The organism is Coprobacillus sp. AF33-1AC (assembly GCF_003475785.1).
Lineage (GTDB): Bacteria > Bacillota_I > Bacilli_A > Erysipelotrichales > Coprobacillaceae > Faecalibacillus.
This window is the reverse complement of record NZ_QRQB01000005.1, coordinates 70181-90498: the sequence shown is the minus strand read 5'-3', so window position 1 is coordinate 90498 and position 20318 is coordinate 70181. Positions and strand designations below refer to the sequence as shown.

Genomic DNA, 20318 nt, shown 5'->3' with positions numbered 1-20318 from the left:
AATAAGACAAATGCATTTTTGCTAAAAATAAAAGGTGGGTTTTGTTATTATATGGATTTTTGCTAGAATAAGACATTACTTGATTCCAGTTAAGGAGTAAGTTTGTTTTGTTACCATATGGATTTTTGCTAGAATAAGACTACAAGGTACAAATACTGGTGCTAACTTTGGTTTTGTTACTCTATAGATTTTCTATTGAATTACTTTATTATTTTTCCTATAATATTTCTATAGGAGTGCTCCTTCGCCCTTTAAACACTGAAATATTGTGTCGGCGGGGGTGGCACTCCTATTTTTGTGTAGGTAGAGATAAAAAATGAGGAAGCGATGTTGGTGTTTTTTTAGTTAGAACTTATCAAAAAATTATAAGCAAAGATATTAAATAAAGAATATTAGCTAATTTTATTTAATGGGTATTTTGCCGTTTAAAAAATTTTTGTTAGAATATGGATAGAGGTAATTATTATGAAACTTTTAATATGTTTTTTTATTATATTGATTATCGTAAGGAGAAGACGTAATTCTTAAAAAGAAAAAAATGATAACATTGTGTATTCTTATTTGTTATCAGTTTTTATTTATATAAATTTGTATGATCTTTATAAAATAAAAAAGTCTTGAATAATCAAGACTTAACTTACAAATGGCGTCCACGAAGGGATTCGAACCCCTGACCGCACGCTTAGAAGGCGTGTGCTCTATCCAGCTGAGCTACGTAGACACTTGCTTATCAACTGCTTTAATAGAATAGCATATTATTAAAGAAGTATCAAGCATTTTTTTAATTTAATGTTTTAAACGTGACATCAATTTGATCTCCATCAACCATAATAACACAATAACTACGTTCGCTGCCACCTCTAGGTAGCGTTGTAGAACCAGGATTAATGAAATAGAAATGATTGACTTCATCACATTGAGGAACATGTGTGTGTCCTGATAGTAAAACATCACAATTATTTTCTTTCAATGTTTGTAACATAGCGTTACCACGATTAAAGTAGCCAAAACGATGACCATGACATACATAAAATCTTAATTTTTCTGCCTGAAAGATGATATGTTCAGGGAAATGACTATACCAATCATTATTTCCTCTTACACATAGCCATCCTTTCATTCGTTCATCTTCAGCTTCGCTATCACCACAATGAACGTAAAAATCAGCATCTTTTTCTCGTTTTTTAACTTCATCTATCATTTGATGAAATCCATGGCTGTCTGACATAACAACGATTTTCTTCATTTTTATCACCAGCCATATTATAACAAATATTTTTTTGCTTGTAAGTTATAATTTAATACGATTATCAATTAAATGATCGACTTTTTTATTTTCTTCAATGAGTTGATCATGAATATAGAGGTCAACTTGTTTAACACCTGGAAGACTTTGAAGTGATTTAGTGAGTTGTAAATAGAGATGTTGGTCAATAGTTTCACTATCTTGTAAGACACTATCATCTAAATGAACAGAAAGAATGCCTTGATCAAATGAACATGGTTCATTAGTTTTTATTTTGGTTGAATAGTTAATTTGATCTAGCAATAAAGAGACTTCTTGTGATATATCGTTATGACTGTTTTGAATACGAGTAGATGTAGGAACGTAATAGGTATGACCGGCAATGGTTTTTGGATTGTAGACTAAAACAGAAGATGTTTGATAAAGATGATTTGATGATGATTGAAAATTATTAATACCTAAATTTTGTGTGATACAGTTCGTATTGATAGTACTGTTTTTTAAATAAGAAATAGGTTTGCCATCTATTTGAAGGTTAATTTTATTAATCGTATTATGACAAAAAGTATAACTTAAGGCTTCAAAGATATCTAAAGCTTCTTGATTGTTAGATACTTTTAAATGATTAGAAAAGTCAAATGTAAGTGCTGTTTTTTCGATGATGAGATTGCGTAATTCTAGTTGTGATGAAAGAATAGGGTATAAGCCTAAATGTTGATAATCTGATGATTTCATGGTTTCAATCATTTCTCGATAGTTGTTTTCGGGTTCGTTGGCACATTTTAAATTAACAGTGACAGGAATTAAAGTATCACTTTGGTCTTTAAAAACAATAGTATGATAATTTGAGGTAACTGATTTTTGTTTTGATTGTGTCTTTTGAAAATCAACTTGATAGTAAGCAAAAACAAAAAGTAAACATAAAGCAAGGGTTGCAATGTTTTTCATGTATTTATGATTCATAAGCTTCACCTATTAAATCATATGTACAGGCTTTACTTTTATGATTCATTTACTCTATAATAAAGTGAACTTATAAAGGATGGAAAGATATGAAAACATTTTTAGTAATGACAACAGGGGGAACAATCGCTTCAGTAGAAAATAAAGCTGGTTTAATTCCTCAAATGACAGGTGAAGAACTTTTATCGTATATTCCTGATATTGCAGGATTATGTCATGTAGATATTTTAAGTATATGTCAAATTGATAGTACAAATATGAATGTGGAGATTTATAAAAAACTTGTTTCAACAATACAGGAAAATTATGATAAGTACGATGGATTTTTAATTCTTCATGGTACGGATACTATGGCTTATACTTCGGCTGCATTAAGCTATATGATTCAAAATGCTAATAAACCTATTGTTTTAACAGGGGCACAAAAGCCAATATCATATGATTCAACAGATGCTTTAATTAATTTAAGAGATAGTTTTTATTATATGATGCATGAAGGGACAAGAGGGATTAAGGTTGTTTTTGGTGGTAAAGTTATCACTGGGACAAGAGCTAAAAAAGTGAATTCACTTTCATACCAAGCATTTACAAGTGTGAATTATCCTTATGTTGCTACTGTACGAAACAATCAAGTTATTGAATACATACAACATGCTCCTTATCAAGAATCTTTAAAGATGACAACAAAGATGTCTGATCGTGTTTTTTTATTAAAATTAACACCATGCAGTCATCCTGATATTTTTGATTTTATTTATGATCATTATGATGTTATTGTTATTGAAGGTTTTGGTGTAGGAGGAATTCCTAAACATTTATTTGATGCTTTAGTAACAAAACAAAACAGTTACCCTGAAGGAGAAAAATTACTTATTCTTTCAACTCAAGTTATGTCTGAAGGATCCCATGTTTCAATTTATGAAGTAGGTAAGTCATTAATGGGTCAATGCGATTATTTAGAAGCAAGAGATATGAATTTAGAAGCAGTGGTCGCAAAAGGAATGTGGATTAAAGGTCAAAACTTAAAATCATTCAAACAAATTAAAAAACTATTTTATCAAGATATAGCGCATGATATATTAGGTAAATAAAAGAGGTGATAATATGCCATTAAAAGATGATGATTTTGCTAAGGTAGGTAAACCTGAAGCTTATACAAAAATTATTGAAGAATTACAAAGTCAAGAAGAAAAACAACCTGAAATGAATTATGATTTTACATTAGAAGAAGAGGATGAAAAATGATTGAAGAATTAATACAAGCTGGTCAATATCAAGAAGCACTCACTTATCTTAATAATCTAGATGATGAACAAGTACGTTATCTTCGTCTTGTTTGTTTATATGGTATGCAAGAATTAAAACAAGCTCAAAGGGAAGCCATGAAGGCAAAGGCGTTAGCTAGTGAGACTTATTATGATGTTGTAGCTATCTATGTTTCTATATTAAAAGATTTAGAAGAATATGAAGAAGCCATTAATATGATTGTTGAAGAATTATCTATGCCTTATATTCCTTATCAATATGAAACGGTATTTAATACAGCTTATGATGAATTGTTGTTAGCTAAACAAGAAGCTAATCAAGGAATGGGTATTAAAAATACAAGTTTTTCTGAAGAAGAGATAGAAAACATCTTAATTAAAGAAGATATAAGTGAAGATTTATTATATATGGCTATTGAACAACTTGAAGCCATGAATGTAAGAAGAATGCTTCCTGCCATTCGTCAGTTTATAAAAAATAATGATAAGCCTGATTTTGCTAAAAGTTTATTAGTAGAAATCATGATTGATCAAGAAATCGATGAAGATATGGAACTGGTTAAAAATCATGTTAGTTATGATGTCAATCCAAGTTTTGCTCCTCATGTTTTAGGACAAGAAGCAAGTTATACAATAAGTGAGTTGTTATCACAAGTATTAGAAGATGAAAATCCATCACTTTTTCAATTATGTTTACAATTTTTAGACTTCTATTTATATCAAGTTTATCCTCAATATATAGATGAACAAGATTATCGACCTATTGCTGGAGCAATCCATTATCATTTAGCTTTATTACAATATATAGATGTTGAAATAGAAGATATTGAATTCGCCTATAATTGCGATAAAGAGGACGTTTATCGTATTTTAAAAGTAATTCAAGGAATTGAATATTAAAATTTATGAATATAGTTGAATTTAAAAAAATGTTAGTATATAATGCTAGTTGACACGAAATAAGGAGAATATTATGAGAACAAGTACTAAAAGATTAGAAAATGCTGTTACAGAAATTAAAGTAACATTTAATAAAAAAGAATGGGATGAAGCAAAAGAAGCTGCAACAAATAAATTAGCTAAAAGCGTTAAAGTTGATGGTTTCAGACCAGGTAAAGCACCTGCTGCTTTAGTAAAAGCAAGAATTTCTAAAGCAAGTATTTTACAAGAAGCAACTGATCAAATTTTACAAAAAAATTATGTTGCTATTCTTACAAAAGCAGAAGTTGTACCTGTAGCTCAACCTCAATTATCAATTGAAGAAGTAAATGAAGAAACATTAAAAGTAAAAATTAGTTGTCCAGTTAAACCTGAAGTAGAATTAGGAGAATACAAAGGTTTAGAAGTTAAAAAAGGACGTGCAACAGTAGCTAAAAAAGATATTGAAGCACAAGTAGAAAACTATCGTCAACAATTTGCTGAATTATCTGTAAAAGAAGGTAATGTAGCAAAAGGTGATACTGCTGTTATTGATTTTGAAGGTTTTGTAGATGGAAAACCATTTGAAGGTGGAAAAGGTGAAAACTATCCATTAGAAATCGGTTCAGGAGCATTCATTCCTGGATTTGAAGATCAATTAATCGGTATGGGTGTTGATAAAGAAAAAGAAATTCAAGTTACTTTCCCAGAAGATTATCAAGCTAAAGATTTAGCTGGTAAAGAAGCAACATTCAAAGTTGTTGTTCATGAAATTAAAGAAAAAACATTACCTGAAGCTGATGATGAATTAGCTAAAGACGTTAATATTGATGGTGTTGAAACATTAGAACAATTAAAAGAACATATCAAAAAACAATTAAAAGAACAAAAACAACAAGATGTTGAAAATAAATTCAATGAAGATTTATTCAAAGCAATTATTGATTCATCTAAAGTAGAAGAAAGCGATGCTTTAGTTGAACAAGAATGTGAAGCAATGCTTCGTGAAATTGAACAAAACTTACAAAGACAAGGAATGACATTTGATTTATATCAACAATTTACTGGAAAAAGTAAAGAAGATGTTAAAGAAGATGTTAAAGATCAAGCTAGAGATCGTGTTAAATTAAATGCAATTCTTGGTGCAATTATTGAAGCTGAAAAAATTGAAGTTTCAAATGAAGAATTAGAAAAAGAATTAGAAGAAATTGCTAAATATTATCAAAGAGAATTAGATGACGTTAAAAAAATCTTCGAAAATAATATGACAAGCATTGAAAATGATTTACTTACAAGAAAAGCATTAAACGTAGTAAAAGATAACTTAAAAAAATAATTAAAGACGCTTAAGCGTCTTTTTGTAAAAAAGGAGGTTTTTTATGATGAATGAAAATACAATATTAAATCTTCCTGTCGTATGTACAAGAGGGATGATTGTCTTTCCTGGAAATCGTTTGACTTTAGATGTTGGACGTCCTTTAAGTTTAAAAGCTTTAGAGCTAGCAGGAAGTGAATATGATAATAATATTGTTTTTGTTTCACAAATCAATCCAGTTGAAGACCACCCAGGTTTTAATGATGTTTACCATATTGGAACATTATGTAAAATTGATAAAAAAGTACGACGCGATAGTGCAGGTACAATTAAATTAACTGTTATTGGTGAAAAAAGAGTAAAACTATTAAGTTTTGAAAATACTAATAATACTATTATGTCTCAAGTGGAAGTTATGGAAGACGTAGTAGGAGATGCTAATGAGGAAGTCGCTCTAGTAAGAAGTACAATGTCTTACTTTGAACAAGCTAAACGTAACATGCCTCATATTCCAGCTGAAAGTCTAGCTCTTGTATCTAATGGTACATCAGCAAGTTTATTAGCTGATACAATTGGTCAATATTTACCAATTGACTTAGATAAAAAACAAAAGATTTTAGAAGAAAATCGTATTAATGAAAGATTGTTATTAGTTTTAAATTCGATTGAATCTGAAAAAGTCATTAACCAAATTGAAGAATCAATTAATCGTAAAGTAAGAGAAAGTATTGATGAAAATCAACGTGAATATTACTTAAGAGAAAAATTAAGAGCAATCAAAGAAGAATTAGGTGATACAGTACCTAAAGAAGATGATGCTGATGGTATTCGTGAAAAATTAGAAAATAATCCTTATCCTCAATACATCAAAGATAAAATTGAAGAAGAATTAAGAAGATTTGAAACAATGCCTGCTGCTTCATCAGAAGCAAATGTTGTGAGAACTTATATTGATTGGGTAATGAAAACACCTTGGTATCAAACAACAAAAGATCGTGAAGATATCAAAGAAATAGAAGCTATTTTAGAAGCTGATCATTATGGATTAAAGAAAGTTAAAGAAAGAATTGTTGAACATTTAGCTGTAAAACAAATGACACAGTCACTTAAGGCACCGATTATTTGTTTAGCCGGTCCTCCAGGGGTTGGTAAAACAAGTATCGCTAAAAGTATTGCGCGTGCTTTAGACCGTAAATTTGTTAAGGCATCACTTGGTGGTGTCAAAGATGAATCAGAAGTTCGTGGTCATCGTCGTACTTATTTAGGTAGTATGCCAGGACGTATTATTCAAGGAATGAAAAAAGCTGGGGTTATTAATCCTGTATTCTTACTTGATGAAATTGATAAAATGTCTAGTGATTATAAAGGGGATCCTACAAGTGCAATGCTTGAAGTTTTAGACCCAGAACAAAATAGTCAATTCTCAGATAATTATTTAGAAGAACCATATGATTTATCACATGTCTTATTTATCGCGACAGCAAATGATTTAGGTTCTATTCCTGCACCTCTTAGAGATCGTATGGAAATTATTGAAGTGTCAAGTTATACTGAACAAGAAAAACTTATCATTGCTAAAGAACATTTACTTAAAAAACAACTTGAACAACACGCTTTAAAACTAGAACAACTTACAATCAGTGATGATGTTATCATGGAAGTGATTCAACATTATACACGTGAAGCGGGTGTTCGTGAATTAGAAAGATATATAGCTAAAATTTGTCGTAAAACTGTTCTTGCTATTTTAAGAGATAAACAAGAATCAGTAACGGTAGATCGTGATAAATTAGTTGAATTTTTAGGTAAAGCACCTTTTGATCATACTAAGAAACTACAATCACCACAAGTTGGTGTTGTTACTGGTATGGCTTATACTCAATTTGGTGGAGATATTTTACCAATTGAAGTTAATCATTTTGCAGGTAGTGGTAAATTTATTATTACTGGACAATTAGGTGATGTTATGAAAGAATCAGCATCTATTGCTCTTGACTATATGAAAGCCAATAAGGAAAAATATGGATTATGTGATGTTCCATTTGATAAGGAAGATATTCATATCCATGTACCTGAAGGAGCAATCAAGAAAGATGGTCCATCTGCTGGGGTTACTTTAACAACAGCCATCTATTCAGCGTTTACGAATAAACCAGTAAGAGATGATGTAGCCATGACTGGTGAAATTACTTTACGTGGTCAAGTGCTTCCAATCGGTGGTTTAAAGGAAAAATCTATTTCAGCTCATCGTTCGGGAATTAAGAAAATTATTATTCCAAAAGATAATGAAAAAGATATTGATGAAATTCCTGAATCAGTTCAAAAAGATTTAGAAATTGTTTTAGCTGATAATATTGATACAGTATTAGAACATGCAATGGTAAAATAACGAGAATATTGGATTCTCGTTTTTTACTGTTATAATAAGGTTGGTGAGAAAAATGGCAAAAATAAAAAAAGCAGAATACGTTTTATCAGCAGCTTGGAAAAGTCAATGGCCAAGTGAAGATTTTCCTGAAATGTGCTTAGCAGGTAGATCAAATGTTGGTAAGAGTAGTTTTATTAATACAATGTTAAATCGTAAAGCACTAGCAAAAGTATCTGGAACACCAGGGAAAACAAAGACATTAAATTTCTTTAATGTCAATGATGCCCTTTATTTTGTAGACGTTCCTGGTTATGGCTATGCTAAAGTTAATAACAATGTAACTAAACAATTTGGTAAAACGATGGATGAATATATTACGCATCGTTCTACTCTTAAAGGATTTATTTTATTGGTAGATTATCGTCATAAACCAACAAAGGATGATGTGATGATGTATGAATTTGTTAAACATTACGATGTGCCGGTTATTGTTGTTGCTACCAAAGAAGATAAGTTAAAACGTAATGATTTAAAGAAAAATGAAAAGATAATCAAGGATACATTAAATTTTGATCCTCAAGATCAATTTATTCGTTTTTCAAGTTTAAAGAAAAAAGGTATTAATGAAGCTTGGCAAGCTATATATAAATTATGTGATATTAATTTTGACGAGGTGATTTAATCACCTTTTTTCATATCTTTCTATTTTATTCATACAATAAAATAGGAGGGTAAATATGCAAAAAATTATTTATGAAAAGTGGATTGATTTATCACATCGATTAAAAGAATTAAAGAGTTTAACAGTAGATGAATCTATTAATTATAAAATAGAAAATGCTGGAGTACGTGCTTTAGGACAACTCATGATTAAAGGTGATTATTTAAGTGATCAGGAAAAAACTTTTGTTGAAAGTGTAGAATTAGATATTATGGCTCCTTATGATAAGATCATTGATCAACAAGACTTTCAACTAAAAGTAGAAGATTTTCAGTATACCATTGATAAGGGAAATATATTGGTCAAAATTGAAGTAGGTGTCCATGGTGTTAAACAAGGGGAAGATCGTTACATTGTTGATCAAAATCAAGAAACATTAGATGAAATCGAAGCATTATCAAGATCGATTAAAGAACAAGAAACAAAAGAGGTGTTACCTCAAGAGGCGGAATCTGTAGAAGATATCAAAAAAGAAGATGAACCCGTTCAAACAACTTATGAAACTAAAAAAAGAGATGAAAAAAAAGAAAATCATGAAGATATGGGGATTTATTATTTATATGTAGCAAGAGATAATGATAGCTATAGTCAAATTGCAACAAAATATCAAGTAGATGAAGAAATGATTAGAACTTACAATCAAGGAGTGTTACCTGAACCTGGGCAGGTTATCATCGTACCTTATGTTATTACAAAAGACCATTCATGATTATTATTCTATTCATGTTATTGGTTTTATCAAAATTAATGATGGCGTATTAAAATTAAAAACGGACCAGGGAAAGTATTATTTAAAATTTGTTGATAATCAAAATTTGGAAAAACATTATCATTCATTGTGTGCGTTACGTTTGCCACAGTTTGTAAGTGTTATCATCAATCATCAACATCATTATTTAACAGTTTACAAAGAACGCTATTTTTATGTAATGAAAGCTTTGGAAGAAGATAGTGGGATTGTTGATGATATGAAATTAAAGTTTTATTTTGAATGTCTTGCCCACCTACATCAACATTCTTTTTTTTATCATCAAGTATCTGATTGTTTTTTTAAAGAGCAATATCAACATTTAAAGCAGACCATCCAAGAAAGAATGATTTATTATCAAGACTTAATGAAGCGGTTTGAAACATTAAAGTTTCGTTCTCCTTCAGGATGGATGCTTGTATTGAATTATTATCGGATTGATGAAACATTAAAAAATGCTTGTTTTTATCTCGATCAATACTGTAAACTAATCGAAAATAAAAAAGAAATAAGACTTGCTTTGACTTATAATCATTTTGATTTTGATCATGTTTATTTTAAAGAAAGAAAGCTTATCTCAATAGATCATTTAAAAATTGATTTTTGTGTTTATGATTTGTATCACTTATATCAAAATCATCCTCAATTATTATATTATCAAGATTGCCTTTGTGATCATTATTTAAAACATGTTGAGTTATGTGACAGTGAAATAAGACTGCTTCAATGTTTATTATCTATTGTTCCAATAGTGGTATTAAGTCAAGATGAGGTTTATAATGTTATTCAAATGTCTTACTTCTTAGATTATTTAAATGCTGTTAAAGAAATAAATAAAAAGATTAGAATTGACGATAAGTAAGCAATTTGGTAAAATGATACATGCAATGACGAGGAGGAGTAATTTCTTATAAGTCTAATAGAGACCCTTGATGGTGGAAATAGGGAGATGGCAGAAATGAAGGTAGCCTTTGAGCATGTTAGATGAACGATAGTAGTTTAACACGTATAACTGCGTTAAAGTTTTGAGGGCATACGTATGTATGAACTAAGGTGGTATCGCGATAAGTCGTCCTTAGATGGACGGCTTTTTTATTAGGAGGAAATTATGGAATTCGCAAAAAGTTTAATTTGGTTTTTATTTGTTGGGGCATGTGTGGTTTTAGCTTATTTTTTCTTAAAAAGATTTAGAGAATTAAAGAAAAAACAAATTGCTCAACAAGCACTTTATGATGAAAAGAAAGAAAAATATAGTCATATTACAAGCGAAATGTTTGATGATATCCCATTGGATGAATTAACTCATGCTGTTATTTTTCAAATTATGGCTAAAGAAGATGAATATTATGATCAAGAAGAATTAGTAGGTCAATTTGTTGATAATTTAACACACGGAGAAAAATTGATTTATACGATTTATCAAGTAGAAAATTCACTTCAAGGAGGTAAAGGTTCTATTCACTCATTCTTTATTACAGAACCTTATTGCCAATGTCGTCCATACTATAAAGAAGCTTATGAAACAATTCATTGTCATGAAATATCTACTTTATTACAAGCAGCAGAACATTTAGCTATTTTAATTGAAAATGATCAAGAAGATCAAATTGATGAAGATAGTGATTATGCAACTTATAATTTTTCTGACTTTACTAATGAACTTATCGCTATGATTCGTTCTGGGGGAGTTATGGAAAAATGTAACCAATACATCAAAGAACATAAAGATGATTTTATTAATTTGAATCAAGAGGGAGAAGAAAAAGATGAAGAAAGAATTAGCGAGTAAATATGATCATCAAAGTGTAGAAAAAGGAAAATATGCACATTGGATCGAAAAAAAATATTTTGGAGCAGGAGATATGTCTAAAAAACCATATGCTATTGTTATTCCACCACCTAATGTTACTGGGAAACTTCATTTAGGCCATGCTTGGGATACAACTTTACAAGATATGATTATTAGATATAAAAGAATGCAAGGCTACGATGCTTTATGGTTACCGGGAATGGACCATGCAGGAATTGCAACTCAAGCAAAAGTAGAAGCAAGAATGCGTGAAGAAGGTATTTCTCGTTATGATATTGGACGTGAAAAATTTTTAGAGAAAGCATGGTCTTGGAAAGAAGAATATGCTTCAATTATTCGTGCGCAATGGGAAAAACTAGGTTTATCGTTAGATTATTCTAAAGAAAGATTTACATTGGATGAAGGATTAAGTGAAGCTGTTAAAGAAGTCTTTGTACGTCTTTATGAAAAGGGATATATTTATCAAGGGAAACGTATTATTAACTGGGATCCAGTTCAACGTACGGCTTTAAGTAATATTGAAGTTATTCATAAAGAAATTGAAGGTGCGATGTATTACTTTAAATATAAATTAGAAGATAGTGATCGTGAGTTAGTCATTGCAACAACAAGACCAGAAACAATGTTTGCCGATCAAGCTATTTTCGTTCATCCTGATGATGAACGTTATCAAGATATTATTGGTAAAAAAGCAATTAACCCAGCTAATGGAGAAGCTTTACCAATTATGGCTGATAGTTATATTGATCGTGAATTTGGTACAGCAGTCATGAAATGTACACCTGCACATGATCCTAATGACTTTGCGTTAGCAAAAAAGCATCATTTAGATATGCCTATTTGTATGAATGATGATGGAACAATGAATGAAATGTGTGGTAAATACCAAGGAATGGATCGTTTTGAATGTCGTAAAGCGTTAGTAGCAGACTTTGAAAAACAAGGTGTTGTTGATCATATTGAAAAAATTACTCACCAAGTTGGACACTCAGAACGTTCTGGGGCTATTGTTGAACCTTATTTATCAAAACAATGGTTTGTTAAGATGGAACCACTAGCAAAAGCTGCTTTAGAAAATCAAAAGAAAGATTCTAAAGTTAACTTCGTACCACCTCGTTATGAAAAAACTTTTAATCAATGGATGGAAAATATTGAAGATTGGTGTATTTCCCGTCAATTATGGTGGGGACATCAAGTACCGGCTTGGTATCATAATGAAACAGGTGAAGTTTATGTAGGAAAAGTTCCTCCTCAAGATGCTGAAAACTGGCATCAAGATGAAGATGTACTAGATACTTGGTTTTCAAGTGCTTTATGGCCATTTAGTACAATGGGATGGCCTAACACAGAAGATCCATTATTTAAAAGATATTTCCCTACAAATACATTAGTAACAGGTTATGATATTATCTTCTTCTGGGTAAGTCGTATGATTTTCCAATCATTAGAGTTTACAGGACAAAGACCATTTGAACATGTTTTAATCCATGGTTTAATTCGTGATGAACAAGGACGTAAAATGTCAAAATCACTAGGTAACGGTGTTGATCCAATGGATGTTATTGATCAATATGGGGCTGATACATTAAGATTCTTCTTAACTACGAATTCAGCACCTGGTATGGATTTACGTTATATTCCAGAAAAATTAGAAGCATCATGGAATTTCATTAATAAGATTTGGAATTCAGCAAGATTTGTTTTAATGAATACTGATGAAAATCTTGAATATAAAGATTTAAAATTTGATCATTTAAACTTATGCGATAAATGGATTTTAAATCGTTTAAATGAAGTGATTCGTGAAGTTGATGCAAACATGGATAAATTTGAGTTTGTTAATGTAGGTAGTGAACTTTATAAATTTATTTGGGATGATTTCTGTTCATGGTATATTGAACTTACAAAAGTTCATTTAAATAGTGATGATGAAACTGTAAAACAAGCAAGTGTTCATACTCTTGTTTATGTACTTAATGCAATTGTCAGAATGTTACATCCATTTATGCCTTTTGTCACTGAAGAAATTTATCAGGCTATTCCTCATTTAGAAGAATCTATCTGTATTTCAAAATATCCTCAAGCTAATCCTGAATTTGATGATGATCAAATTAATGATCAATTTACTTATTTAATGGATATTGTTAAAGGAATTCGTGAAATTAGAGCACATTATACAATTAAAAACGCTATTGAAGTAGCTTACTCAATTGAAACAAAAGACAATAATTTAGAATCATTATTAGATCAATGTGTTCCTTATATTCAAAAATTATGTCATGCATCTTGTGCGGGTTATAATATTGAAACAAGTGATGATGTCGCAACAGCAACAATTCAAGGAGGAAGTAACCTTGTTGTAGAATTAGGTGCATATGTTGATAAAGAAGCTGAAAAAGAAAAATTAATGAGTGAATTGAAACATTTAGAAGGCGAAATAAAACGTTGTACTAATATGTTAAATAATGAAAAATTTGTTTCTAAAGCGCCTCAAGAAAAGGTAGATTTAGAAAGAAAGAAATTAGCTGATTATACTTCTAAATATGAAGCAGTTAAAGAAAAAATTTCAAAGAATTAAAGATAAGAAGTATTCCTATCCTTGCTGATAGGAATATTTTTTTATTTATTTTTAATTTTTAGAAGAAATTTAACTCATAATTTTATATATAAATAGTGAGAATGATAGTGGTTGGTCTGGTTCTTAAAAGAAAGGAGCTTAATGATGAATGAACTAACAGTGAATGAACAAATGGAATTAACTGGTGGAGCAGTAGGGACATGGATTGTATGTGTTGTTATGGGTGCTGCGGTCTATAAGATACTCTTTTCTAAAGGGGGAAGAGTTTCTATTCCAAGATTGATTTCTATTGAGTGGCGCTAAAATGAAAGAATTATCAACAAATGAACTTTATGAAATACAAGGTGGAAGTCTTTTTATCATCCCAATTTGTTGTATTTCATGGAATGTAATTTATCAAGTTTTCAAGTTATATCCCTCTGTTTTAAGAAAATATCGATGAAAGGCTTTATGCCTTTCATATTTTTATCTTAAGTGCATATGTTTTATGGGGTGAAAAAGATGAATCGCAAAGCAATTGTATTATTTACGATAATGATGATGGTGATGAACAGCATCGTATTTATTTATGGAGATCGTTTATTAAAGGTAGAAATGTCAGTGTATGTACTACAACTTGGAAGATATCAAAAAAAGCAAAATAGTGATCAAATGATAAAACAATTAAAAGAAAAAGGGTATACAGGTTATACATACAAGGACAAGCAGTATGTTGTTATAGAAGGTGTTTATTTAAGTAATAAAGAAGCTAATCAAAAGGCAAAACAAATTAGCCAAAAAGGTATAACTTGTGTTGTAAAGGAACATTTGGTTAATGAGAGATGGAAAAATGAGATTGAAAATAAAAAATATGAACATGTATATAAGGAGTTAAAGAAATGTTAAATTATCCTATAAATGAAAGACCAAGAGAAAAGGCTATTAAAAATGGAATTAATTCATTATCTAATCAAGAATTATTAGCTTTGGTTTTAAGAACAGGGAATAAACAGATGTCAGTGTTAGAGTTATCACAACATTTATTAAATGAAATAGGTGGTTTCAATCAACTAAAAACGATTGATTATTATCAGCTCATTAAGATAAATGGAATTAAAAGTGCTAAAGCCATAGAAATACTAGCAAGTGTTGAGATTGCTAAAAGACTCTCATCATTTAAAGAAACAAGACAATATATTAAAGAACCGATGGATGGCTATTGTGTAGTTAAAGATCAATTGTTATTTGAAAAACAAGAAAAAGTGATTTTATTATGTATGAATCATCGTTTGGAATTGATTAAAGAAAAATTACTGTTTATAGGAAGTGATCAAGCATCTTTGCTTACGGGCAAAGAAGTTTTTAAAGAAGCTTTACTTTGTGGAGCAAGTCAAATCATGCTTATTCATAATCATCCAAGTGGTCATCCGGAGCCATCTATTCAAGATCAACAAATGACCAAACATTTGATGAATATGGCTAAAAAACTAGAAATAGAAATGGTGGATCATTTAATTATTGGTGATCATTGTTTTTACAGTTTTGCAAGTGATAGAATATACCATTTAAACTAGATTGATTTTTTTACTTCTAGGCTTTATAATGATTAAGACTAGGGGTGATATTTTGAATAATCGTAGAAAAAAAAGAAATAAAAGAATTCTTATATCATGTATTGTCGCAGTCTTTGTGTTTTCATTTTTTTCTTTGTTTATTAGTCGTAATCAAACTAAGATAGAAAAAATGTTTAGTAATTCGATTGCTGTTGTTGAATATTATTTAATAAAGAAACCAATATCCTTTGTTGGTGATTTATTTTCAGAATATAATGCTTTAAAAGATGTTTACCAAGAAAACAAAATTTTAAAAGAAAAATTAAATTCTTATGCAAGTGTGGAAGCAAACACCGATGTGCTTTCTAGCGAAATAAAAAAATTAAAAGATTTAACAAAAATCAATTATTTACCAAGTGAGTATAAGACGAAAACAGCAGGCGTTGTGACTCGTGATGCGAGTAATTGGAATAATGAAATATTGCTTGATGTGGGTAGTATGGGTAATGTGGAAGAAGGAATGGTTGTTTGTGATTCTCAAGGAATGATTGGTACAATTAGTTCTGTAACTGAAATTTCGGCTACAGTTTCCTTGCTTACAACTCAAAATCCAACAAAACAAGTTCCAGTTATGATTTTAAATGGCAATGATACATTATATGGTTTAATGGATGGCTATGATGTTAATCGTGGTTATTTATCGATTACTTTATTAAGCGATGTGGAAAAATTGGAAAAGAATGCTAAAGTTTACACCTCAGGGTTAGGTGGCGATGGCATGAGTCCTAAGGGTATTTATATTGGTACAAGTAAAAAACTAAGTGTTAAATCTGATGGAACAACGACAAAATTGTATGTAAAACCAGCGGCTAATTTTAATGATTTATCATATGTGGCAGTGGTAAAGAAGGTAAATAGTCATGAATAAACGCCTGGTGAGATATTTATTAATTATCTTGGTTTGTTTTATTTGTGATGACCTTTTGAAATACTATTTACCACAATCGTTTTTAAATAAAGGAATTACTATTATTCCTTATTTAGGATTAATTATGTTCACTTTGTTAAATAATACAATAGATGAAGATATGCGCTATCCTTTTGCTTTGATATGTGGTGGATTTTATAGTTTGATTTATGGTAACTCATTATTAATGTATATGTTATTATTTGTTGTTTTTGCCTTTGTTGGGCGACTTTATACAAAGAAATCAAAATTTACATATTTTGAAGCTTTATTATTTGTTGTTTTGACAATTTTCACCCAAGAAGTAGTGATATATTGGTTAATGTGGATGACAAAAGTAACAAAATTATTTATTGTTACTTATATGCTTAACCGATTATTACCAACGGTAATCTTTAATATTGTCGGTTATAATTTAGTTTATTACATCCATGACAAATTAAAGATAGAGGGTGATAATAATGTATATTTTGGTAAAAGGTCTTAATGGTCGTTTGGTTTTTATGATGGATGACGAAGTTGATTTTCATATTTTGATGAAGGAATTAAAAAGTCTTTTGAAAGAATCTTTATTTGTTAGTAAAGATTATTTTCCAAAGGCTTTTTTTGATTTTAAAAGTCGAATTTTGAATGAAAGTCAAATGAAAACTTTTTTACATATCATTTTAGAAAGTCAGGCTGTTATTTTTGATGGTATAGCTATAGAAAAAGCAAAACCAGTTCAACATATGAAGTTGATTGATCGAACAATTCACGCTGGTGAAATCATTACAGTGTATGAAGATACTTTAATTACAGGACAAATTAATCCAGGGGCAATCGTTTATTTTAAATCTAGACTTTATGTTTTAAAAGGAATTATGGGAACGGTTGAAGGGATAAATGAAAATGCAATTGTATCAAGTAGCTGTTATAAAAATGCAAATATAAGATATTTTGGGAATGTACGACAAGATTTTACAAGTTTAGAAATGACGCTGTTTTATTATAAGGATAAGCAAATATACTTGAACAAGGGGGATGAATTGATATGTCAAGAATAATTGTTGTCACTTCTGGAAAAGGAGGCGTAGGGAAAAGCAGTGTTTCTGTTAATCTTGCTATGGCACTTGCTGATCATCAACTTAAGGTTTGTTTGATTGATGGTGATTTTGGTTTAAAAAATTTAGATGTCATGATGGGATTAGAAAATAGAGTTGTTTATGATTTAAATGATGTAGTGGAGGGACGTTGTGATATTAGACAGGTTTTAGTGAAGGATAAAAGAATGCACACGCTCCATTTGCTTCCAGCATGTAAATCATTATCATTTGATCAATTAGATACAAAGATTATGGAATCATTAATTCATCATTTGGAAAAAGAATACGACTTTATTATTATTGATAGTCCTGCAGGTGTAGAACAAGGATTTAATTATGCAACGAGTATCGCTCATGAGGCAATTGTCGTTGTTAACTTAGACTTAGCCTCGTTGCGTGATAGCGACAGGGTTGTTGGATTGTTGATGAAAAAAGGAATTCATCAAATATCAATGGTTATTAATAAAATGAATCAAGATGATATTGAAAGTGGTAAATCATTAATGGTGAGTGATGCCATTGATATTTTATCTTTACCTGTTTTAGGAATTGTATATGACCATCATGATATGATTGAAGCCAATAATAAAGGAATGCCTGTTTATTTAAAAAAAGATCATTTATTACATAAATGTTTTCATCATATTGCATTAAGAGTCTTGGGTCATAAGGTAGACTATGTTCAGTGTAAAAAAAGAGGATGGTTTAGTCGTATTATTTTAGGGATTGAATAATATTTGTCCATTTTTTTCATATGATATATTAGGTGATGTTATGTCAGAACTTGATGAAGTGAGAAAAAGAATGAATAGACGGAAAGGGAATCAACCACTCACGGATTATCATTTTAAGAAGTTATATAATGGAATGATACGGTTTATGGTTATGATTGTTGTTATTTTATCTTCGTTGATTATTGTGAAAAATCATGATTTAGAGGGAACGATTTTAAATAATAAAATGTTAAACCAAACAATTACAAAAATGTCACAAGTGATACTAGATTACTTACCTCAAGATCATAAAGTCAGTCATGAAGTAACTTATCAACAAATCAAAGATAATTATTATTATAATAATAGTAATGAAGTTTTATCGTTAAGTAATGGTCAAATTACAAATATTACAAAAAAGAATCATCATTATATTATTACAGTGATGAGTGATCAACATGTTCAAATTAAATATGGAAGAATAAAAAACGTTGTTGTTAAAGAAAATCAAAAAATAAAAAAAGGGATGAGTATTGGAAGCTATCAAAATGAATTAACACTTGATTTTAGTTTATCAGGGAAAAAGCTTGATTATGAAACTTATCAAGGGATGGAATAAAGGGATTATCCATCCCTTAACTTTTATTTATTTAGGTTTATCTTATTTTACATGTTGTACCCATGAATATATAGCGACACTTATTTTTGTTTTGTTGCATGAAATGGGTCATTTATTTATGGCTTGTTGTTTCCATTATCAAATTAATCAAGTCAAAGTATTACCATTTGGTGCTTTTTTGTCGTTAGATGATTATGGATATCATTTTGTATATGAGGATATAATGGTTGTTTGTGGTGGTTTATTTGTCAGTTTATTGATGATGCTTATTTGTTATTTTACAGGCTATGAATTTTTTTATACGATTAATCGCGCCATTTTTATTTTTAATTTATTACCTATTTATCCTTTAGATGGCGCAAAGTTAGCTTTGTTGTTAATGAGTTACTTTCTTGATTATTTAAGCTGTCTAAAAATGCAAATTAAATTTTCTCTTTTAACATTATGTATCTGTTTTGTTTTAACGCATGAATTAGGAAAGATGGTTGTACTGAGTTATTTATTAATTCAAAATATAGACTATTTAAAAAATTATCGCTATGTATATATTCAAACAATTTTACATGATAAGATGAAAAAACGAAAATATAAAATTAATAGAAAAGTAACTTATTATCGACCTTATCAAAATTTTTATCTATTTGAAACAAAATCATATTCATTCGATGAAATGAAGTTTTATTTGATAAAATCAATGAAAAAGCGTTGACTTTGGCTGAAATATTGGATATAATGCAAATGTTGTAGACCTCTAGACTACAACCGCACATAAAAGGTATTAAATGCAATAAGCTGCCTTGGTTGGCGAGTCTTAGAAAAATTTATAGGAGGTGCGATATGTACGCAATTATTGAAACAGGTGGAAAACAATTAAAAGTTGAAGCTGGAGATACTATTTTTGTAGAAAAATTAGAAGTTGAAGCAGGAGAAAAAGTGACTTTTGATAAAGTTTTATTAGTAGGAGATGAATCAGTGAAAATTGGTGCTCCTTATGTAGAAGGTGCTACAGTTGAAGCAACTGTTGAAAAACAAGGTAAAGAAAAGAAAGTAACAATCTACAAATATAATGCTAAAAAACATTATCATAAAAAACAAGGTCATAGACAACCTTATACAAAATTAGTTATTGATGCTATCAATGCTTAATCATGATTAAGATTAAGATAATAAAGAAAAAACAAGAAATCAGTTCTATAAAGATTTCTGGTCACGCACAAAGTGACGAATATGGAAAAGATTTAGTGTGTGCAGGTGTGAGTGCAATCGCTGTTGGTGTTTGCAATACTATTGCACAAAAGGGATATCTTGATAAAAAAATGTGTTTTATTAAGATGAAAAATGGTAATATAAGTATAGATATTGTTAAAAGTGATCAAACTTTACAAGTGATTCTAGAGACTCTTGTTATAAGTTTAGAAACGATTAAGGATAGCTATGGTCAATATATTCAGATAATCAATGAGGAGGAATAAC

The 20318-nt window shown here is 29.8% G+C and carries 23 protein-coding genes, 1 tRNA gene and 2 other annotated features; of the genes, 21 read left to right on the top strand and 3 right to left on the bottom strand.

Annotation, left to right across the window (positions count from 1 at the left end; all coding sequences use genetic code 11):
* Positions 1 to 644: 644 nt before the first annotated feature.
* The 3 genes from DWZ53_RS03495 to DWZ53_RS03485 all read right to left on the bottom strand — a co-directional run bounded on the left by DWZ53_RS03495 (position 645) and on the right by DWZ53_RS03485 (position 2209).
* A tRNA-Arg gene (locus DWZ53_RS03495) sits at positions 645 to 721 on the bottom strand.
* A 60-nt stretch (positions 722 to 781) separates the two neighbouring features.
* Complete coding sequence (locus DWZ53_RS03490; RefSeq protein ID WP_118432036.1) at positions 782 to 1246, bottom strand: metallophosphoesterase; 465 nt, start codon at positions 1244 to 1246, stop codon at positions 782 to 784.
* Positions 1247 to 1291: 45 nt separating this feature from the next.
* Positions 1292 to 2209, bottom strand: a complete 918-nt coding sequence (locus tag DWZ53_RS03485; protein ID WP_118432035.1) for a GerMN domain-containing protein — start codon at positions 2207 to 2209, stop codon at positions 1292 to 1294.
* A gap of 89 nt (positions 2210 to 2298) precedes the next feature.
* On the opposite strand from DWZ53_RS03485, the gene DWZ53_RS03480 reads away from it, so the two are divergent.
* The 21 genes from DWZ53_RS03480 (at position 2299) to DWZ53_RS03390 (ending at position 20317) form a co-directional block, all read left to right on the top strand.
* The gene (locus DWZ53_RS03480; protein ID WP_118432033.1) at positions 2299 to 3300 is read left to right on the top strand and encodes an asparaginase; all 1002 of its coding nucleotides are present in this window, start codon (positions 2299 to 2301) and stop codon (positions 3298 to 3300) included.
* 13 nt (positions 3301 to 3313) lie between these two features.
* The gene (locus DWZ53_RS11170) at positions 3314 to 3454 is read left to right on the top strand and encodes a hypothetical protein (protein WP_199589050.1); all 141 of its coding nucleotides are present in this window, start codon (positions 3314 to 3316) and stop codon (positions 3452 to 3454) included.
* Positions 3451 to 4374 carry a hypothetical protein gene (locus tag DWZ53_RS03475; protein ID WP_118432031.1) on the top strand — a complete coding sequence of 308 codons (924 nt, stop codon included), beginning with the start codon at positions 3451 to 3453 and terminating at the stop codon, positions 4372 to 4374. Before DWZ53_RS11170 ends, DWZ53_RS03475 begins: the two co-directional genes overlap by 4 nt.
* 73 nt (positions 4375 to 4447) lie before the next feature.
* Positions 4448 to 5728, top strand: coding sequence for a trigger factor (gene tig / locus DWZ53_RS03470; protein ID WP_118432029.1), 1281 nt, complete (start codon positions 4448 to 4450; stop codon positions 5726 to 5728).
* Positions 5729 to 5774: 46 nt separating this feature from the next.
* Positions 5775 to 8096, top strand: coding sequence for an endopeptidase La (gene lon, locus DWZ53_RS03465; protein ID WP_118432040.1), 2322 nt, complete (start codon positions 5775 to 5777; stop codon positions 8094 to 8096).
* A 52-nt stretch (positions 8097 to 8148) separates the two neighbouring features.
* Positions 8149 to 8757 carry a ribosome biogenesis GTP-binding protein YihA/YsxC gene (gene yihA / locus DWZ53_RS03460; protein ID WP_118432027.1) on the top strand — a complete coding sequence of 203 codons (609 nt, stop codon included), beginning with the start codon at positions 8149 to 8151 and terminating at the stop codon, positions 8755 to 8757.
* Between the two features lie 55 nt (positions 8758 to 8812).
* Positions 8813 to 9505 (top strand): LysM peptidoglycan-binding domain-containing protein, encoded by a 693-nt coding sequence (locus DWZ53_RS03455; protein ID WP_118432025.1) that lies wholly within the window; start codon positions 8813 to 8815, stop codon positions 9503 to 9505.
* On the top strand, positions 9480 to 10406 hold the full coding sequence (locus tag DWZ53_RS03450) for a hypothetical protein (protein WP_118432023.1): 927 nt from the start codon (positions 9480 to 9482) through the stop codon (positions 10404 to 10406). The genes DWZ53_RS03455 and DWZ53_RS03450 overlap by 26 nt, the downstream gene beginning before the upstream one ends.
* A 16-nt stretch (positions 10407 to 10422) precedes the next feature.
* Positions 10423 to 10624, top strand: a binding site (T-box leader).
* Between the two features lie 28 nt (positions 10625 to 10652).
* Complete coding sequence (locus DWZ53_RS03445; RefSeq protein WP_118432021.1) at positions 10653 to 11333, top strand: hypothetical protein; 681 nt, start codon at positions 10653 to 10655, stop codon at positions 11331 to 11333.
* A complete protein-coding gene (locus DWZ53_RS03440; RefSeq protein ID WP_118432020.1) occupies positions 11311 to 13932 on the top strand; it encodes a valine--tRNA ligase in 2622 nt (873 codons plus the stop codon). Before DWZ53_RS03445 ends, DWZ53_RS03440 begins: the two co-directional genes overlap by 23 nt.
* 144 nt (positions 13933 to 14076) lie before the next feature.
* The gene (locus DWZ53_RS11165; protein ID WP_199589048.1) at positions 14077 to 14235 is read left to right on the top strand and encodes a hypothetical protein; all 159 of its coding nucleotides are present in this window, start codon (positions 14077 to 14079) and stop codon (positions 14233 to 14235) included.
* 198 nt (positions 14236 to 14433) lie between these two features.
* Positions 14434 to 14817 (top strand): SPOR domain-containing protein, encoded by a 384-nt coding sequence (locus DWZ53_RS03435; protein WP_158568173.1) that lies wholly within the window; start codon positions 14434 to 14436, stop codon positions 14815 to 14817.
* Entirely contained in the window at positions 14811 to 15485 is a 675-nt protein-coding gene (gene radC, locus DWZ53_RS03430; protein ID WP_118432016.1) for a DNA repair protein RadC, read from the top strand. The genes DWZ53_RS03435 and radC overlap by 7 nt, the downstream gene beginning before the upstream one ends.
* Positions 15486 to 15537: 52 nt before the next feature.
* The gene (mreC, locus tag DWZ53_RS03425) at positions 15538 to 16392 is read left to right on the top strand and encodes a rod shape-determining protein MreC (protein WP_118432014.1); all 855 of its coding nucleotides are present in this window, start codon (positions 15538 to 15540) and stop codon (positions 16390 to 16392) included.
* On the top strand, positions 16385 to 16918 hold the full coding sequence (locus tag DWZ53_RS03420; protein ID WP_118432012.1) for a hypothetical protein: 534 nt from the start codon (positions 16385 to 16387) through the stop codon (positions 16916 to 16918). The genes mreC and DWZ53_RS03420 overlap by 8 nt, the downstream gene beginning before the upstream one ends.
* A complete protein-coding gene (locus DWZ53_RS03415; RefSeq protein ID WP_118432011.1) occupies positions 16893 to 17474 on the top strand; it encodes a hypothetical protein in 582 nt (193 codons plus the stop codon). Before DWZ53_RS03420 ends, DWZ53_RS03415 begins: the two co-directional genes overlap by 26 nt.
* On the top strand, positions 17462 to 18247 hold the full coding sequence (gene minD / locus DWZ53_RS03410) for a septum site-determining protein MinD (protein ID WP_118432009.1): 786 nt from the start codon (positions 17462 to 17464) through the stop codon (positions 18245 to 18247). The genes DWZ53_RS03415 and minD overlap by 13 nt, the downstream gene beginning before the upstream one ends.
* A 40-nt stretch (positions 18248 to 18287) precedes the next feature.
* Positions 18288 to 18845 carry a peptidoglycan DD-metalloendopeptidase family protein gene (locus DWZ53_RS03405; RefSeq protein WP_118432007.1) on the top strand — a complete coding sequence of 186 codons (558 nt, stop codon included), beginning with the start codon at positions 18288 to 18290 and terminating at the stop codon, positions 18843 to 18845.
* A complete protein-coding gene (locus DWZ53_RS03400) occupies positions 18820 to 19554 on the top strand; it encodes a site-2 protease family protein (RefSeq protein ID WP_118432005.1) in 735 nt (244 codons plus the stop codon). The genes DWZ53_RS03405 and DWZ53_RS03400 overlap by 26 nt, the downstream gene beginning before the upstream one ends.
* Before the next feature lie 41 nt (positions 19555 to 19595).
* Positions 19596 to 19667 (top strand) — a sequence feature (ribosomal protein L21 leader region).
* A gap of 15 nt (positions 19668 to 19682) precedes the next feature.
* Positions 19683 to 19991, top strand: a complete 309-nt coding sequence (rplU, locus tag DWZ53_RS03395) for a 50S ribosomal protein L21 (RefSeq protein WP_118432003.1) — start codon at positions 19683 to 19685, stop codon at positions 19989 to 19991.
* Positions 19992 to 19993: 2 nt separating this feature from the next.
* Positions 19994 to 20317 carry a ribosomal-processing cysteine protease Prp gene (locus tag DWZ53_RS03390; RefSeq protein WP_118432001.1) on the top strand — a complete coding sequence of 108 codons (324 nt, stop codon included), beginning with the start codon at positions 19994 to 19996 and terminating at the stop codon, positions 20315 to 20317.
* Position 20318: the final 1 nt, after the last annotated feature.

Excerpts from the sequence above, each read along its gene's own strand:
- tig (WP_118432029.1), top strand. The coding sequence starts at position 4,448 with ATGAGAACAAGTACTAAAAGATTAGAAAATGCTGTTACAGAAATTAAA.
- DWZ53_RS03435 (WP_158568173.1), top strand. The coding sequence starts at position 14,434 with ATGAATCGCAAAGCAATTGTATTATTTACGATAATGATGATGGTGATG.
- rplU (WP_118432003.1), top strand. The coding sequence starts at position 19,683 with ATGTACGCAATTATTGAAACAGGTGGAAAACAATTAAAAGTTGAAGCT.
- lon (WP_118432040.1), top strand. The coding sequence starts at position 5,775 with ATGAATGAAAATACAATATTAAATCTTCCTGTCGTATGTACAAGAGGG.
- DWZ53_RS03450 (WP_118432023.1), top strand. The coding sequence starts at position 9,480 with ATGTTATTACAAAAGACCATTCATGATTATTATTCTATTCATGTTATT.
- DWZ53_RS03475 (WP_118432031.1), top strand. The coding sequence starts at position 3,451 with ATGATTGAAGAATTAATACAAGCTGGTCAATATCAAGAAGCACTCACT.
- DWZ53_RS03490 (WP_118432036.1), bottom strand. The coding sequence starts at position 1,246 with ATGAAGAAAATCGTTGTTATGTCAGACAGCCATGGATTTCATCAAATG.
- DWZ53_RS11170 (WP_199589050.1), top strand. The coding sequence starts at position 3,314 with ATGCCATTAAAAGATGATGATTTTGCTAAGGTAGGTAAACCTGAAGCT.
- DWZ53_RS03415 (WP_118432011.1), top strand. The coding sequence starts at position 16,893 with ATGTATATTTTGGTAAAAGGTCTTAATGGTCGTTTGGTTTTTATGATG.
- DWZ53_RS03405 (WP_118432007.1), top strand. The coding sequence starts at position 18,288 with ATGTCAGAACTTGATGAAGTGAGAAAAAGAATGAATAGACGGAAAGGG.
- yihA (WP_118432027.1), top strand. The coding sequence starts at position 8,149 with ATGGCAAAAATAAAAAAAGCAGAATACGTTTTATCAGCAGCTTGGAAA.
- radC (WP_118432016.1), top strand. The coding sequence starts at position 14,811 with ATGTTAAATTATCCTATAAATGAAAGACCAAGAGAAAAGGCTATTAAA.
- DWZ53_RS03485 (WP_118432035.1), bottom strand. The coding sequence starts at position 2,209 with ATGAATCATAAATACATGAAAAACATTGCAACCCTTGCTTTATGTTTA.
- DWZ53_RS11165 (WP_199589048.1), top strand. The coding sequence starts at position 14,077 with ATGAATGAACTAACAGTGAATGAACAAATGGAATTAACTGGTGGAGCA.
- DWZ53_RS03480 (WP_118432033.1), top strand. The coding sequence starts at position 2,299 with ATGAAAACATTTTTAGTAATGACAACAGGGGGAACAATCGCTTCAGTA.
- DWZ53_RS03400 (WP_118432005.1), top strand. The coding sequence starts at position 18,820 with ATGAAACTTATCAAGGGATGGAATAAAGGGATTATCCATCCCTTAACT.
- DWZ53_RS03390 (WP_118432001.1), top strand. The coding sequence starts at position 19,994 with ATGATTAAGATTAAGATAATAAAGAAAAAACAAGAAATCAGTTCTATA.
- DWZ53_RS03440 (WP_118432020.1), top strand. The coding sequence starts at position 11,311 with ATGAAGAAAGAATTAGCGAGTAAATATGATCATCAAAGTGTAGAAAAA.
- DWZ53_RS03445 (WP_118432021.1), top strand. The coding sequence starts at position 10,653 with ATGGAATTCGCAAAAAGTTTAATTTGGTTTTTATTTGTTGGGGCATGT.
- DWZ53_RS03420 (WP_118432012.1), top strand. The coding sequence starts at position 16,385 with ATGAATAAACGCCTGGTGAGATATTTATTAATTATCTTGGTTTGTTTT.
- DWZ53_RS03455 (WP_118432025.1), top strand. The coding sequence starts at position 8,813 with ATGCAAAAAATTATTTATGAAAAGTGGATTGATTTATCACATCGATTA.
- minD (WP_118432009.1), top strand. The coding sequence starts at position 17,462 with ATGTCAAGAATAATTGTTGTCACTTCTGGAAAAGGAGGCGTAGGGAAA.